Genomic DNA, 13,054 nt, shown 5'->3' with positions numbered 1-13,054 from the left:
GACTAATGTGACGGTGAATGTGACGAATATGACGATCAGTATCAGCGCTTCGTCCGGGCGATTCGACCGCCCGTTACAGGTTAGTGTGCCCAAGCCCCCTGACCCGGTGAATTCCGCAAGTCCGAATCGAGACAGGCGCAAGCCAGTCCCCGAAACGGCCGGCATCCGCAGGGGCGGCGCCGGAGCGATCCGAGTCGCGGCAAAGTTTCTCATCGACATGGCCGGGAAACAATCCCGACACACCGCGCATGGAGGGCGCCGGGTCGCAACGCGACTCCATGAAGCGGGAAGGTGGGGCCATCCGCGGACGCTTTCATGACATTACCCGGTCGGGCGGCATGGCCAGGCCCGACAGGAGGGACCTGGGCGCAAATGGGGTTTGGCCAAGCTCGTCCGAAAGAGGTATGGAGCAGCGAACCGCCCGGATTTGCGTGACTTGGCGAGTTATGTCACTTCATTGTCATGGAAGTGTCATCCTACCCCAATAGGGGCGTCGGAGAATGAAAGCCCAAGGGGTTAAAACCATGCGTTCGACCAAGACCATCATCTTCGCCGCTGCCTCCGTCCTGGCTCTGAGCGCCTGCGGCGGATCGGGCGGCTCGACTGCGGGCTCGCGCGATTTCGTGCGGGCCGTGGGTTCCTCCACCGTCTATCCTTTCGCCACCGCCGTGGCCGAGCAGTTCGCCAAGGCCGGCGGCAAGTCGCCGGTCATCGAATCGACCGGCACCGGTGCGGGCATGAAGCTGTTCTGCGCCGGCGTCGGCGCCCAGCACCCTGACATCGAAGACGCCTCGCGCCGCATGAAGAAGTCGGAATACGACGAATGCGTCAAGAACGGCGTGACCGAGATCGTCGAGATCCAGGTTGGCATCGACGGCATCGCCTTTGCAGAAGGCAAGAGCGGCCCGAACATGAAGCTGACGCCTGCCGACATCTACAAGGCGCTGGCGGCCAATCCCTTCGGCAAGCCGAACACCGCCAAGACCTGGAAGGACGTGAACCCCTCGCTTCCGGCCGAACCGATCCTCGTCTACGGCCCGCCGTCGACCTCGGGCACGCGCGATGCGCTCAAGGAACTGATCCTTGAGGCGGGCTGCAAGACCGATGCCGCCACCGCCGCGCTGAAGGACAGCGACAAGGACAAGTACGAGGCGACCTGCCACGACATCCGCGAGGATGGCCCCTATGTCGACGCCGGCGAGAACGACAACCTGATCGTCCAGAAGATCTCGCAGAATCCCAAGGCGATCGGCATCTTCGGCTTCTCCTTCCTCGAAGAGAACGCGGGCACCATCAAGGGCATCCCGATGTCCGGCATCGTGCCGACTTACGCCTCGATCTCCGACTTCTCGTACCCCGGCGCGCGTCCGCTCTACATCTACGTGAAGAAGCAGCACCTCGCCCCGATCAAGGGCCTGCAGGGCTACGTGGCCGAGTGGGCCAAGTCCTGGGGTCCCGATGGTGCCCTGAAGGCCAAGGGCATGGTGATCTCGCCTGACGACGTTCGCGCCAAGAGCGCCGACATCGTCGCCAAGATGACTCCGCTCGATCCCTCGGTTCTGAAGTAATCCCCTTAGCGGGCAGGGACGCGAAGGGCGGCCATACATGATTCTTACCGGAGTACTTCTGGCCGTCCTCGGCCTCGGTCTCGTTGGCTGGTTTGCCGCACGGGGCCGGGCCCGGCTGCTCCATACCGGCCGCGGCACGATGCATTCGATGCCCGGCTATCACGCATGGCACGTCGCCCTGTGGATCGTCGTCCCGGCGCTGATCGCCTGGGGCGCGTGGCAGGCGATCATGCCGGGTCTTGTCGACGGGGCGGTCATGGCCGACCCCGCGGCAGCCCAGCTTCCCGCAGACCCGATGAGCCGCGCGGCGATCCTCGCCGAAGCCAAGGCCATTGCCGACAATCCCGACACGGTGGCGTTCAACCCGCTGTCGAACGCGATGTCCGTGCCCGTGCGCGACGCCCATTCGCGCTTCGGCCTGATCGGCGCGCTCCTGGTGGCGATCGTCGCCCTGGCCGGCGGCGGCTGGGCCTTCACCCGCATCCGGGCGAACTTCCCGGCGCGCACCCAGGTGGAGCGCGGCATTCTGGCGCTGCTGCTGATCGCCTCGCTGATGGCGATCCTCACCACGTTCGGCATTGTCGGCTCGCTGCTGTTCGAGGCCGGACTGTTCTTCCGCGACGTCTCGCCGATCGATTTCCTCACCGGCATCCACTGGTCGCCGGGCAATGCGCGCAGCGATAACCTTGCCGACAGCTTCGGTGCGGTGCCGCTGTTCTGGGGCACGATCTACATCGGCGCGATCATCGCCATGATCGTGGCGATCCCGCTCGGCCTGATGAGCGCGGTCTACCTCACGCAATATGCTTCCAGCACCGTGCGCAAGTGGCTCAAGCCCATGCTCGAGATCCTGGCCGGCATTCCCACCGTGGTCTACGGCTACTTCGCCGCGCTGACGGTGGCGCCGATCTTCCGCGACTTCGCGGGTTCGCTCGGCATGGCCAACCCCTCGACCGAGAGCGCGCTGGCGGCCGGCGTGGTGATGGGGGTGATGATCATCCCCTTCGTTTCCTCGATGGCCGACGATGCGCTCGCCGCCGTGCCCCGCGCCATGAGCGACGGTTCGCTGGCGATGGGCGCCACCCGGTCCGAGACCATCAAGAAGGTGCTGCTCCCCGCCGCGCTGCCCGGCATCGTCGCCGGCGTGATGCTGGCGGTCAGCCGCGCCATCGGCGAGACCATGATCGTGGTCATGGCCGCGGGCGCCGCCGCGCGGCTCTCGCTGAACCCCTTCGATTCGATGACCACGGTCACCTATCAGATCGTCCAGATGCTGACCGGCGACCAGGAGTTCAACAGCCCCAAGACGCTCTCCGCCTTCGCGCTGGGCCTGGTGCTGTTCATCGTCACGCTGATCCTCAACATCATCGCGCTCCGCGTCGTGAAGCGCTTCCGGGAAGCTTATGAGTAACGCAGGTCTCAGTAACGCGCGCTCGGGCATCGAGCCCCTCGGCAACGCGCGGTGGCAAACGCCGGAGGCCAAGCGGCGGATCGCCCGTCGCAACGCCGCCGAACGCCGCTTCAAGCTGATCGGCCTCGGCGCGATCGCCCTCAGCCTCGCCTTCCTGGCGCTGCTGCTGGTGATCATGCTGAAGAACGGCCTCGGCGGTCTCGACTGGAATTTCCTGTCCGGCTCCGACTCGACCGATCCCGACATCGCCGGCGTCTGGGGCGCGGCCAAGGGCTCGCTGCTGACGATGCTCGTCACTTTGCTGCTCTCGTTCCCGATGGGCGTGCTGGCGGCGATCTACCTCGAGGAATTCGCCCCGCGCAGCCGGTGGATCGAATGGATCGAAGTGTCGATCAACAACCTGGCGGCCGTGCCCTCGATCATCTTCGGCCTGCTCGGCCTGGCGGTGTTCATCAACACCCTGGGCATGCCGCGCAGTTCGCCGCTGGTCGGCGGCCTGACCCTGGCGCTGATGACGATGCCGGTCATCGTCATTTCCGGCCGCAACGCGATCAAGGCGGTTCCGCCCTCGATCCGCGACGCGGCCCTCGCGATCGGCGCCAGCAAGATGCAGACCGTGTTCCACCACGTCCTGCCGCTCGCGCTGCCCGGCATCCTCACCGGCACGATCATCGGCATGGCCCGCGCCCTGGGCGAGACGGCGCCGCTGCTGATGATCGGCATGCGCGCCTTCGTCGTGACGCCGCCGGGCGGGATCACCGATCCCTCCAGCGTGCTGCCGATGCAGATCTTCCTGTGGTCTGACGAGATCAAATCCGGTTTCGTCCAGAACACATCCGCGGCCATCATCGTCCTGCTGATCTTCCTGCTGGCGATGAACGGTCTGGCCATTTACCTTCGAAACAAGTTCGAAGTCCGCTGGTAGGGACATGACAAAAGCCAAACTCACCGCCCGCAACGTCGACGTCTTCTATGGCCCCAAGAAGGCCATCAACGACGTCTCGATCGAAATCGACAACGGGCTCGTCACTGCCTTCATCGGGCCTTCGGGCTGCGGCAAGTCGACCTTCCTGCGTTCGCTCAACCGCATGAACGACACCATCGCCGACGCCCGCGTCACCGGTGAGATCCTGCTCGACGGCGAGGATATCTATGCCGCCGCGATGGACCCCGTTGCCCTGCGCGCCCGCGTGGGCATGGTGTTCCAGAAGCCGAACCCGTTCCCCAAGTCGATCTACGAGAATGTCGCTTACGGTCCGCGCATCCACGGCCTGGCGCCGTCGAAGGCGGACATGGACGGGATCATCGAGAACGCCCTGACCAAGGCCGGCCTGTGGGACGAGGTGAAGGACCGCCTGCATGATGCCGGCACCGCCCTTTCCGGCGGCCAGCAGCAGCGCCTCTGCATCGCGCGCGCCATCGCCGTCAGCCCCGAAGTCATCCTGATGGACGAGCCGTGCTCCGCGCTCGATCCGATCGCCACCGCGCGTATCGAGGAACTGATCGACGAGCTGAAAGACACTTACGCCATCGTCATCGTCACGCACTCGATGCAGCAGGCGGCCCGCGTGTCGCAGCGCACCGCGTTCTTCCACTTGGGCAACCTGGTGGAATACGGCGACACCAGCCAGATATTCACCACCCCGCGCGAGGAAAAGACCAAGGACTACATCACCGGCCGCTACGGCTGAGGTCGGTTCGAAATTCGCCGCAAGGCGCGTTTCGCGGCCGGCGCCGGGACGAAAAGGCCCAGCGGGCATTTTCCGAACAGACTGCGAAGCCGGTGCTATAAGTCAGGGACACTCAGGGAAGACACCAAATGGTCGATCATACAGTCAAGGCCTTCGACAGCGAGATCGGGCAGCTTCGCGGCCTGGTCGCCGAGATGGGCGGCCTCGCCGAAGTCGCCATCCGCGACGCCATCATCGCGCTGTCGCATCATGACGAGGAACTGGCCGCGCAAGTCGTTGCCGCCGACGCCCGCCTCGATGCGCTGGAGGCCGAAGTGGACCGCCTGGCCGTCCGCACGATCGCCCTGCGCGCACCCATGGCCGACGATCTGCGCGACGTGATCGCCGCGCTGAAGATCTCGGGCGTGATCGAGCGCATCGGCGATTATGCCAAGAACATCGCCAAGCGCGTCAATGCGCTGGAAAACCGCGGCAAGATCGAGCCGCTCGAACTCGTGCCGATGATGGCCGAGATCGCCGAGGGCATGGTCCGCGACGTGCTCAATGCCTATGGCTCGCGCGATGCCGCGCTGGCGCAGGAAGTGATCCGCCGCGACGAGAAGCTGGACCAGTTCTACAACACGCTGTTCCGCTCGCTGCTGACTCACATGATGGAGAACCCGGCGACGATCTCCAGCGCCGCGCAGCTTCTCTTCATCGCCCGCAACCTCGAACGCATCGGCGATCACGCGACCAACGTCGCCGAAATGGTCTACTATGCCGCGACTGGCGAATACCACGCCGAGCGCGACAGCCAGACCGACGATACAAGGGACCTGCCGTGAACCCCTCCGTTCTCGTCGTCGAAGACGACCGCGCGCTCTGCGAACTGCTCACCTGGAACCTCAGCGCCGAAGGCTATCAGGTGCGCAGCACCAGCGATGGCGAGGAAGCGCTGCTGATGGTGCAGGAACAGGCGCCTGACGCCATCATCCTCGACTGGATGATCGAGCACGTTCCGGGCATCGAAGTCTGCCGCCAGCTCCGCAAGGACAAGGACACGGCGCAGATCCCGATCCTGATGCTGACCGCCCGCGGCGAGGAAGAGGACCGCATCCGCGGCCTCAAGACCGGCGCTGACGATTACGTCACCAAGCCGTTCTCCCCGCGCGAACTGCTTGCCCGCATCGAGGCACTGCTGCGCCGCGCGCGGCCCTCGCTGGCCGGCAACGTGCTCCAGTGGGGCGATATCGAGCTGGACGCCACCAGCCACCGCGTCCGCCGCTCGGGCGAGGCGCTGCACCTTGGCCCCACCGAGTTCCGCCTGCTGCGCTACTTCATGGAGCGTCCGAACCGGGTGGTCTCGCGCCAGCAGATCCTCGACGGCGTCTGGGGCATGGATTCCGACATCGACGAGCGCACCGTGGACGTCCACATCCGCCGCCTGCGCAAGGCGATCAACCGCGATGGCGACACCGATCCCATCCGCACCGTCCGCGCCGCCGGCTACGCGATGGACGTGACCTGATCGGGCGGGGCAGGGCGGCCATCGACAGCCGCTCTGCCCGCCGCCTGGTCCCGCCGTTCCTGCCAGGGCGGGCGGCTTCGCGGATCACCGCGGAAAATGCCGGGGCATCTGCGTCCGCGAGCAATCGGGAGGCGGTCTTCGGTGATGGGCGGACTTGGCCCGAGCCGATAAGCTGCTCCCCATAAACCGCGCGCGGCCTGCGGACTCATCGCCCCCGCGCCTTGCCGCTGCGCCGCCCCTCGCTAGGCTTGTGCCCGGAACGGACGGGACAGGACGCGATGGGCGAGCTAGGCTTCGGCTACTTATACGACTTCCGCAATCCGGCGCCCTGGCGCCGCGCGCCCGAGGCGCTCTACGCCGATACGCTGGACGTCATTGCCGAGACCGAAGCACTCGGTTTCGATGGCGCCTGGGTGCCCGAGCATCACCTGGCCGAAGACGGTTACATGACCTCGCCGCTCGTCGTGCTCGGGGCCATAGCGGCGCGCACCAGGCGGATGCGGATCGGCGGCGGCATCGCGCTCGGCCCGCTCTACGAGCCGCTGCGCTTTGCCGAAGACTGCGCGGTGCTCGACACGCTCTCCGGCGGGCGGTTGGCGATGGGACTGGCGATCGGCTACCGCGCCCGGGAATATGCGGCGCACGGCCTGGACTTCACCCGGCGCGGCGCGCGCTTCGACGAATTCCTGCAAGTGGTGCGCCGGCTCTGGGCCGGCGAGACGGTGGATTTCGAAGGCCGTCATTTCCGGCTGGAGGGGGCCCGCGTGGCGGCGCTGTCCAGCCGCGGGCAAGTGCCGCTCTACATCGGCGGTTTCGCGCCCAAGGCCGTGGAACGGGTGGCCCGCTATGGCGATGGCTATTTCGGCAACCCCGATATCTGGCCGCTGTACCGCGCCAAGCTGGAAGAGCAGGGCAAGGATCCGGCGGAGGCCAGGATCTGGCTGCAGGAACTGATGCTCGTCGTCGCGCATGACAAGGCCGCGGCGATGGAGGAACTGGCGCCCTATTACCACCATGTGAGCAATAGCTACGCGGCCTGGATGGCCGAGGACAGGGCCCTCGGTATCGGGGGCAGCGCCGAGGATGCGGTGATGAAGCCGATGGACCTCGATACCTTCAAGCGCAGCGGCGCGCTGCAGATCCTCACCCCGGCCGAAGCGGTGGAGCGCTTCCGGGCGATACGGGCCAAGGCGCCGGTCGAGCATTTCACCATGATGATGCCGCCCGGGCTTCCGGCCGAGCGCTTCCTTGCCTATGCCCGGACCTTCGCGGATGAAGTGATCCCGGCATTTCGGTGAGGGCAGGCTTGAACACGGTTACGCATCAGGACGCAGCAGTTCCCGAAAGCGCGGCGCGCGCTGCTTCTCCCCAGTCGGTCACGCGCGTGGTCCGGCTGCTGGAGGCGCTCTGCGCCAGCAGCGAGCCGGTTTCGCTGGCCGACCTCAGCCGCCGCCTCGCCACGCCGAAAAGCAGCCTGGCAGCGCTGCTGCGCGGGCTGGCCGACGAGGATTTCGTGATCGCGGCCGAAGGCTCCTGGCGGCTTGGCCCCGGCGCCTTCGGGCTGGGCAGCGCGCTCACCGAGGCGCGGCGGCGCCTGCAAAGCTCGGACCTGATTCGCGACGGCATGCGCCGCCTTTGCGCGGAAACCGGGGAGACCGTGCTGTTCGCCGTCGGCGACGTCCAAGGCGACCAGCTGACTTATGTGGACATGATCGAAAGCCGCAATGTGGTGCGCTATTCGGTCAGCGTGGGCGACCGGCGGCCGCTCTACGCCACGGCCGGGGGCCGCGCGCTGCTGGCGACATGCTCGCCGGAAGCGGTGGAGAGCTACTTGCGCCGCTTCGAAGCGGAGGCTTTCACGCCGGCTACGCTGGTCGACCCGCTGGCTCTGGGCGAGGCGGTGGCGACGGCCCGCGATCAGGGCGTGGCCCAGACGGTCGACCAGGCGGCGGAAGGGGTGACCGGCACTGCGGCCGCCATCCGCGATGCCGCCGGGCTGGTGCTGGGCGCACTGGTGGTCGCAGCGCCCACGCCGCGCGCGCAGCACAGGCTGGAAGACCTCGCCGTGCGCGTGCGCAAGGAAGCTGTCGACATATCGCGCAGCCTGGGGTTTCGCTGAACGGGCCGTCCGGGCCGAAGCGGATTCGCCGGGGAAGGCGGTCTTCCCGGAACTGTCGCGCTGTCAGGCCGCGGCGCGGGTCGGGCGTTCCGAGGCTTCCAGCGCGCCCTGGATGGTCGTGAGGAACTGGTCGGTCGCGCGCTGCCAGGAGAAGCGCGCGCCCAGCCGGGCGGCATCTTCGCGGCGCACTGTCAGTGCGGTTGCTATGGCGCGTTCCAGCACGGTGTCCACGGCGCCGGCCGGTGCTTCCAGCCCCTCGTCGACGCCGCAGCCGTCGCGGCCGAGGATGTCGACCGGACCCGTCACCGGGAAGGCGGCAACCGGGGTGCCGCAGGCCAGCGCCTCGATGACGACGAGACCGAACGTATCGGTAAGGCTGGGGAACACGAAGCAATCGGCGGCGCGATAGGCGCTTGCCAGTTCCTCGCCGGACAATGCGCCGAGGAACAGCACGTCGGGATGCCGGCGCTTCAGGCTTTCGAGCGCGGGGCCATCACCCACCACGACCTTGCTGCCCGGCACATCGGCGTCGAGGAAGGCGTCGAGGTTCTTTTCCGGGGCCACGCGGCCGACGTTCAGCAGCACCGGGCCGGGCAGGGCGGCCATGGCCGGGTGCCGCGCGCCTTCGGGCTTGAACTGCGCCTGGTCGATGCCGCGGCTCCAGCGGCGGGTATGGCCGATGCCGCGCCCCGCCAGTTCCTCCGCCAGGCTGTCGGTAGAGACGAGCACGGCCTGGCTGGGCGCGTGGAAGCGCTGCATGATCGGCCAGAAACGCTCGGCGCTGAGGCCGGTGCGCACGGCGGCATACTCGGGAAAGCGCGTATGGAATGCTGAAGTGAACGGCACCCCGCGCGAAAGGCACCAGCCGCGCGCCGCCCAGCCGATCGGACCTTCCGTGGCGATATGGACGATCTCCGGCTGCGCCTTGTCGAGCATGCGGCGCACCCCGAAGCGCGGTGCCATGGCCAGCCGGATCGAGGCATAACCCGGCATCGGTACGGTAAAGAAGCGGTCCGGCGTGAGCGTTTCCACCTCATGGCCGCGCCGGGTCAGCTCGTCGAGCGTGGCCGAAAGCGAGCGGACGACGCCGTTGACTTGGGGAAGCCAGGCGTCGGTCGCCAGGGTCAGCTTCACTCGGCGGCCTCGTGATGGGCGGCTTCGTGGTGGATCGCCTCGACGCCTTCCGCGGTGTGGCCGCCGGTTTCCGCAATCCAGTCGATGATCGCGATGTGGCCCTGAAGATCCTCGACCAGCGCGGTGCAGCTTTCCACCCAATCGCCGTCGTTATAGTAAGTGATGCCGCCGAACTGGCGGATTTCCGCGCAGTGGATATGGCCGCAGACCACGCCGTCGAACCCGCGCGAAATCGCCTCGCCAGCGACCGCTTCCTCGTAGCTGCAGACGTATTGGACGGCGTTCTTGACCTTTTTCTTCATGTAGGCCGAGAGCGACCAGTACGGCATCTTCAGCTTGCGGCGCACCGCGTTGAAGATGATGTTGGCCCGAAGCAGCGCGCCGTAGGCCTTGTCGCCCAGGAAGGCGAGCCACTTGGCATAGAGCACCACGCCGTCGAAGGCGTCGCCATGCGTGACCAGCAGGCGGCGGCCGTCGAGCGTTTCGTGCACCGCTTCCAGCACCAGTTCCACGCCGCCGAAAGTGAGCCCGGCATAGTCGCGCAGCATTTCGTCGTGGTTGCCCGCGACGAAGACCACGCGGGTGCCGCGATGCGCCATCTTGAGGATGCGGCGGATCACTTCGTTATGGGCGTCGGGCCAGTACCAGCCCTTGCGCAGCCGCCAGCCATCGACGATGTCGCCGACGAGGTAGAGCGTCTTGCATTCCACCGAGCGCAGGAAGTCCACCAGCATCTCGGCATTGCAGCCGCGCGTGCCCAGGTGCACGTCCGAGATCCAGATGGTCTCGTACTTGCGCTTGGGGCGGAAGCCCTTGGGATCCGGCAAGTCGAGCCAGGCCGGGATGTTCGTTCCGGCAAAGCCCGTATTGTTTCCGCCATTTCCGGCAGTGGCGTGTTCGAGAAGGGTGTCCACGTCTTTCCGCATCGTTGCGCCCCCGTTCCAGTTGCCCGGATAATGGCATTTTCCCGTTGCGCGCCCGTGACGGTTGCGGGTCACTTCCGTGACAGGTGCCGAAGGGGCCGGCGCGATGTTTTCGCTGCTCGATCTTTTCCGCCGCAAGTCATCGATATGTCACTTGTTCGTCACACTGGCGCGGCAATTAGCCGCGCGTAGTCCCGGTTTGGGGGTAATCAGGCAGGGGGCCATGCGGCGGATCGACATATTGCTGGCGAGTGAACTTTCGGGTGGTCTCGCGGCGTTCCGGCACGACGATTTCGATGTCGTCCTTCATCGCTGGACCGACTTTGCCGAATTGCCGCTGATCGAAGGGGCGCTCTGGGTCTTCATCGACTGGGTGCTGCCCGAGATGTCGGGGCTGGAACTCTGCCGCCGCCTGCGCGCGGATAGCCTGACCAGCCACGCCCACGTCACGATCGTGCTGGAAGAGGACAATGTCGACGACCGCAAGCGCGCGCTGCGCATGGGCGCGGACGACTACATGGTCGGCCCGCTGACCCGCTCGGCGTTGCTCGATCGCGTGCTGGGCGCGAATATCAGCGAACAGGACACCGCCAACGGCCGCGTGCTGGCGCAAGGCGAGCTTTCCGTGGATGTCGCCGCCTTCCAGGCCCGCTGGCAGGGCAAGCCGATCTCGCTGATGCCCAACGAACTGCGCCTGCTGCGCTATTTCATCGAGCATCCCGGCCGCGTCTTCACCCGCACGCAGCTCATCGCGGCACTGGGCAAGCAGGAACCCGCCGTCGACGAACGCACGGTGGACGTCTGGATCGGCCGCCTGCGCCGCGCGCTCAAGGGCGTGGGCGCCGGCAATCCCCTGCGCACCGTGCGCTCGCTGGGGTATGTGTTCGACGCGATCTGAGGGTTTGGCCAGGCCACCGAGGCGCTGCTGTCGTCTATTCCGTTCGCGTCGACCTTGCCCCCGGATGGGACCATCGCGCTGGGTTCAGCGGGCGTCCGACCCTCTCACGCCAAAGGGTGAGAGGGCCGATGTGGGTGGGAAGCGGACATTTTTGGCAACTCGGCGTGATTGCGCATGGCAAAGCGCCGGTCTAGTCCTGCTGCATGCTTAACGACTCAACGCTAGCTCGCCCAAATCCCTATCGAATTGCAGTATCCTTTGTCATCGATGAGGGTGCCGTATTTGCATACACGGCATGGCATTTGGTCCATTCGGTCTTGAAGCATACCCCGCTTGATGCATCGGACATCCACGTTCAGTTCACACCAGAGGTGTCGCCTCAAATCGTCGAACAGTTCAAGCAATTGCGGGTTCGCATCCATAGGGTGGCGCGTTTTGGCGACGGTCGATATTGCAACAAGCTCGCGCAGTGGGAGAATCTGCGGGGAGAGGGTGTGCATCACGTCGTATTCCTCGATACAGACATGATCTGCTTAGGCGATTTTACGGCTTTTCTCGTGCCGTCGGCAGTTGGTGGCAAAGTTGTCGACCTCGCGAACCCGCCATTGTCGCTACTTGACCATCTGTTCGATCGCGCAGGCTTTGTTGACCGCCCCCCTGTTGTCACGGTCGAAGCCTCTGATGAGGTAACTTTTCAAGGAAACTGCAACGGCGGCTTCTATTCAGTGCCCGTACAATATGCAGATAGACTCTTTGAAGCGTGGCGCCGATACGCCGAAAAGTTACTGTCAGACATTGAGCCTTTGCGCGCAGCAAAAAAAGAAAATCATGTCGATCAGATCTCATTCTGCATGGCGCTCCACGAAACAGAGCTTCCATTCGCGGATTTACCTTCTAACGTGAATTACTACGTTCACTTCCAAGGCCAGCACTCTAATTTTGACAATTCTCGTCCATTAACGCTGCTTCATTACCACAACACTTCCCTAAATGTCATGGGCTTGTTGGAACCATCCGGTATTGCCGAGCATCGTGAGAAGGAGGCTGTGGCAAGAGCCAATGAGCAAATCGGTAGCAATTTTGAATCGCGCCTCTTCTGGGACATGCGTTATCGGCACTTTCCCGAACGTGGGTCGGGAATTGGTTCCAGAGGCGAGAACCTGATCTACAAGCAAGACCTCTTAAAGGCGGAAGGAATAGAGGAGGCGTCCACGGTGCTCGATATCGGGTGCGGCGACCTTGAAGTTGTAGGCGCACTTGGCCTGAACAATTACGTAGGCCTGGATCGGTCCGCGGAAAGCCTGACCTTGGCGCGCGCCAAACGGCCGGAATGGATATTTATCCAAGCCCCAACAACTGAGAAGATGCCCGCTGACTTCGTGCTCTGCCTCGAGGTTCTGATCCACCAGCCATCTTTCGAGGCTTACAAAGACCTTATTGAGTTTGCGGCAGAAAATACGCAGCGGTGCTTAATTATATCAGGCTATGACCAACAAGCTGATCATGTCGGGGTGAACCATATGATTTATTTCCACGAACCGCTGAAAAATAGCCTTGAAAAGACAGGAAAATTCAACTCAATCGTAAAAATTGGTGCGCACTCCGATGTGGTTATCTATCGCTGCGATGTCAGTTAGATTGTGTTTTTAGCTTCCGAATTTGGCTCCGACATAACGCCCCAGATAGTTGGCATGTGAACGTGTATGTCCGCTAAGGGGCGATTCCAGCCAGTCCGCTTCCCATCCTCCTGCCTGGCAGGCGGGGCGAACTCTATCCTTCCATCGCTCCCATCACTGTCGTTTC

At 64.7% G+C, this 13,054-nt stretch carries 12 protein-coding genes; 10 read left to right on the top strand and 2 right to left on the bottom strand.

The window, feature by feature from the left end; genetic code table 11:
- Positions 1 to 524: 524 nt before the first annotated feature.
- The 8 genes from AC1VV3_RS06730 (at position 525) to AC1VV3_RS06695 (ending at position 8,296) form a co-directional block, all read left to right on the top strand.
- Positions 525 to 1,568 (top strand): substrate-binding domain-containing protein, encoded by a 1,044-nt coding sequence (locus AC1VV3_RS06730; protein ID WP_132265222.1) that lies wholly within the window; start codon positions 525 to 527, stop codon positions 1,566 to 1,568.
- 37 nt (positions 1,569 to 1,605) lie between these two features.
- Entirely contained in the window at positions 1,606 to 2,979 is a 1,374-nt protein-coding gene (gene pstC / locus AC1VV3_RS06725) for a phosphate ABC transporter permease subunit PstC (protein ID WP_132265224.1), read from the top strand.
- Positions 2,972 to 3,904: a phosphate ABC transporter permease PstA gene (gene pstA / locus AC1VV3_RS06720; protein ID WP_132265225.1), complete on the top strand. Its 933-nt coding sequence runs from the start codon at positions 2,972 to 2,974 to the stop codon at positions 3,902 to 3,904. The genes pstC and pstA overlap by 8 nt, the downstream gene beginning before the upstream one ends.
- A 4-nt stretch (positions 3,905 to 3,908) precedes the next feature.
- Positions 3,909 to 4,670 carry a phosphate ABC transporter ATP-binding protein PstB gene (gene pstB / locus AC1VV3_RS06715; RefSeq protein ID WP_132265227.1) on the top strand — a complete coding sequence of 254 codons (762 nt, stop codon included), beginning with the start codon at positions 3,909 to 3,911 and terminating at the stop codon, positions 4,668 to 4,670.
- A 128-nt stretch (positions 4,671 to 4,798) separates the two neighbouring features.
- The gene (gene phoU / locus AC1VV3_RS06710) at positions 4,799 to 5,494 is read left to right on the top strand and encodes a phosphate signaling complex protein PhoU (protein ID WP_132265229.1); all 696 of its coding nucleotides are present in this window, start codon (positions 4,799 to 4,801) and stop codon (positions 5,492 to 5,494) included.
- A complete protein-coding gene (gene phoB / locus AC1VV3_RS06705; protein ID WP_086490131.1) occupies positions 5,491 to 6,177 on the top strand; it encodes a phosphate regulon transcriptional regulator PhoB in 687 nt (228 codons plus the stop codon). The genes phoU and phoB overlap by 4 nt, the downstream gene beginning before the upstream one ends.
- A gap of 278 nt (positions 6,178 to 6,455) precedes the next feature.
- On the top strand, positions 6,456 to 7,475 hold the full coding sequence (locus AC1VV3_RS06700; RefSeq protein ID WP_431568352.1) for an LLM class flavin-dependent oxidoreductase: 1,020 nt from the start codon (positions 6,456 to 6,458) through the stop codon (positions 7,473 to 7,475).
- Between the two features lie 8 nt (positions 7,476 to 7,483).
- Complete coding sequence (locus AC1VV3_RS06695) at positions 7,484 to 8,296, top strand: IclR family transcriptional regulator (protein WP_431568353.1); 813 nt, start codon at positions 7,484 to 7,486, stop codon at positions 8,294 to 8,296.
- A 63-nt stretch (positions 8,297 to 8,359) separates the two neighbouring features.
- Here the strand turns inward: AC1VV3_RS06695 and AC1VV3_RS06690 are convergent, their stop codons facing one another.
- The gene (locus tag AC1VV3_RS06690; protein WP_314464663.1) at positions 8,360 to 9,430 is read right to left on the bottom strand and encodes a glycosyltransferase family 4 protein; all 1,071 of its coding nucleotides are present in this window, start codon (positions 9,428 to 9,430) and stop codon (positions 8,360 to 8,362) included.
- A complete protein-coding gene (locus AC1VV3_RS06685; protein ID WP_134095273.1) occupies positions 9,427 to 10,356 on the bottom strand; it encodes a UDP-2,3-diacylglucosamine diphosphatase in 930 nt (309 codons plus the stop codon). Before AC1VV3_RS06685 ends, AC1VV3_RS06690 begins: the two co-directional genes overlap by 4 nt.
- Before the next feature lie 220 nt (positions 10,357 to 10,576).
- Between AC1VV3_RS06685 and AC1VV3_RS06680 the strand changes: the two genes are divergently transcribed.
- Together AC1VV3_RS06680 and AC1VV3_RS06675 are read left to right on the top strand one after the other, a co-directional pair.
- Positions 10,577 to 11,251, top strand: coding sequence for a response regulator transcription factor (locus AC1VV3_RS06680; RefSeq protein ID WP_132265239.1), 675 nt, complete (start codon positions 10,577 to 10,579; stop codon positions 11,249 to 11,251).
- 203 nt (positions 11,252 to 11,454) lie between these two features.
- Entirely contained in the window at positions 11,455 to 12,888 is a 1,434-nt protein-coding gene (locus tag AC1VV3_RS06675) for a class I SAM-dependent methyltransferase (protein WP_431568355.1), read from the top strand.
- The last annotated feature ends 166 nt before the right edge of the window (positions 12,889 to 13,054 follow it).

The organism is Novosphingobium sp. BL-S-34 (genome assembly GCF_056857015.1).
Note: the sequence above shows the minus strand (reverse complement) of the source record. Positions and strands in the feature narration are given on the sequence as shown.

What these genes read in the sequence shown, in the direction of transcription:
- AC1VV3_RS06685 (WP_134095273.1), bottom strand. Translation starts at nt 10,356, where the DNA reads ATGCGGAAAGACGTGGACACCCTTCTCGAACACGCCACTGCCGGAAAT.
- AC1VV3_RS06675 (WP_431568355.1), top strand. Translation starts at nt 11,455, where the DNA reads ATGCTTAACGACTCAACGCTAGCTCGCCCAAATCCCTATCGAATTGCA.
- AC1VV3_RS06700 (WP_431568352.1), top strand. Translation starts at nt 6,456, where the DNA reads ATGGGCGAGCTAGGCTTCGGCTACTTATACGACTTCCGCAATCCGGCG.
- pstA (WP_132265225.1), top strand. Translation starts at nt 2,972, where the DNA reads ATGAGTAACGCAGGTCTCAGTAACGCGCGCTCGGGCATCGAGCCCCTC.
- phoU (WP_132265229.1), top strand. Translation starts at nt 4,799, where the DNA reads ATGGTCGATCATACAGTCAAGGCCTTCGACAGCGAGATCGGGCAGCTT.
- AC1VV3_RS06730 (WP_132265222.1), top strand. Translation starts at nt 525, where the DNA reads ATGCGTTCGACCAAGACCATCATCTTCGCCGCTGCCTCCGTCCTGGCT.
- AC1VV3_RS06680 (WP_132265239.1), top strand. Translation starts at nt 10,577, where the DNA reads ATGCGGCGGATCGACATATTGCTGGCGAGTGAACTTTCGGGTGGTCTC.
- pstC (WP_132265224.1), top strand. Translation starts at nt 1,606, where the DNA reads ATGATTCTTACCGGAGTACTTCTGGCCGTCCTCGGCCTCGGTCTCGTT.
- pstB (WP_132265227.1), top strand. Translation starts at nt 3,909, where the DNA reads ATGACAAAAGCCAAACTCACCGCCCGCAACGTCGACGTCTTCTATGGC.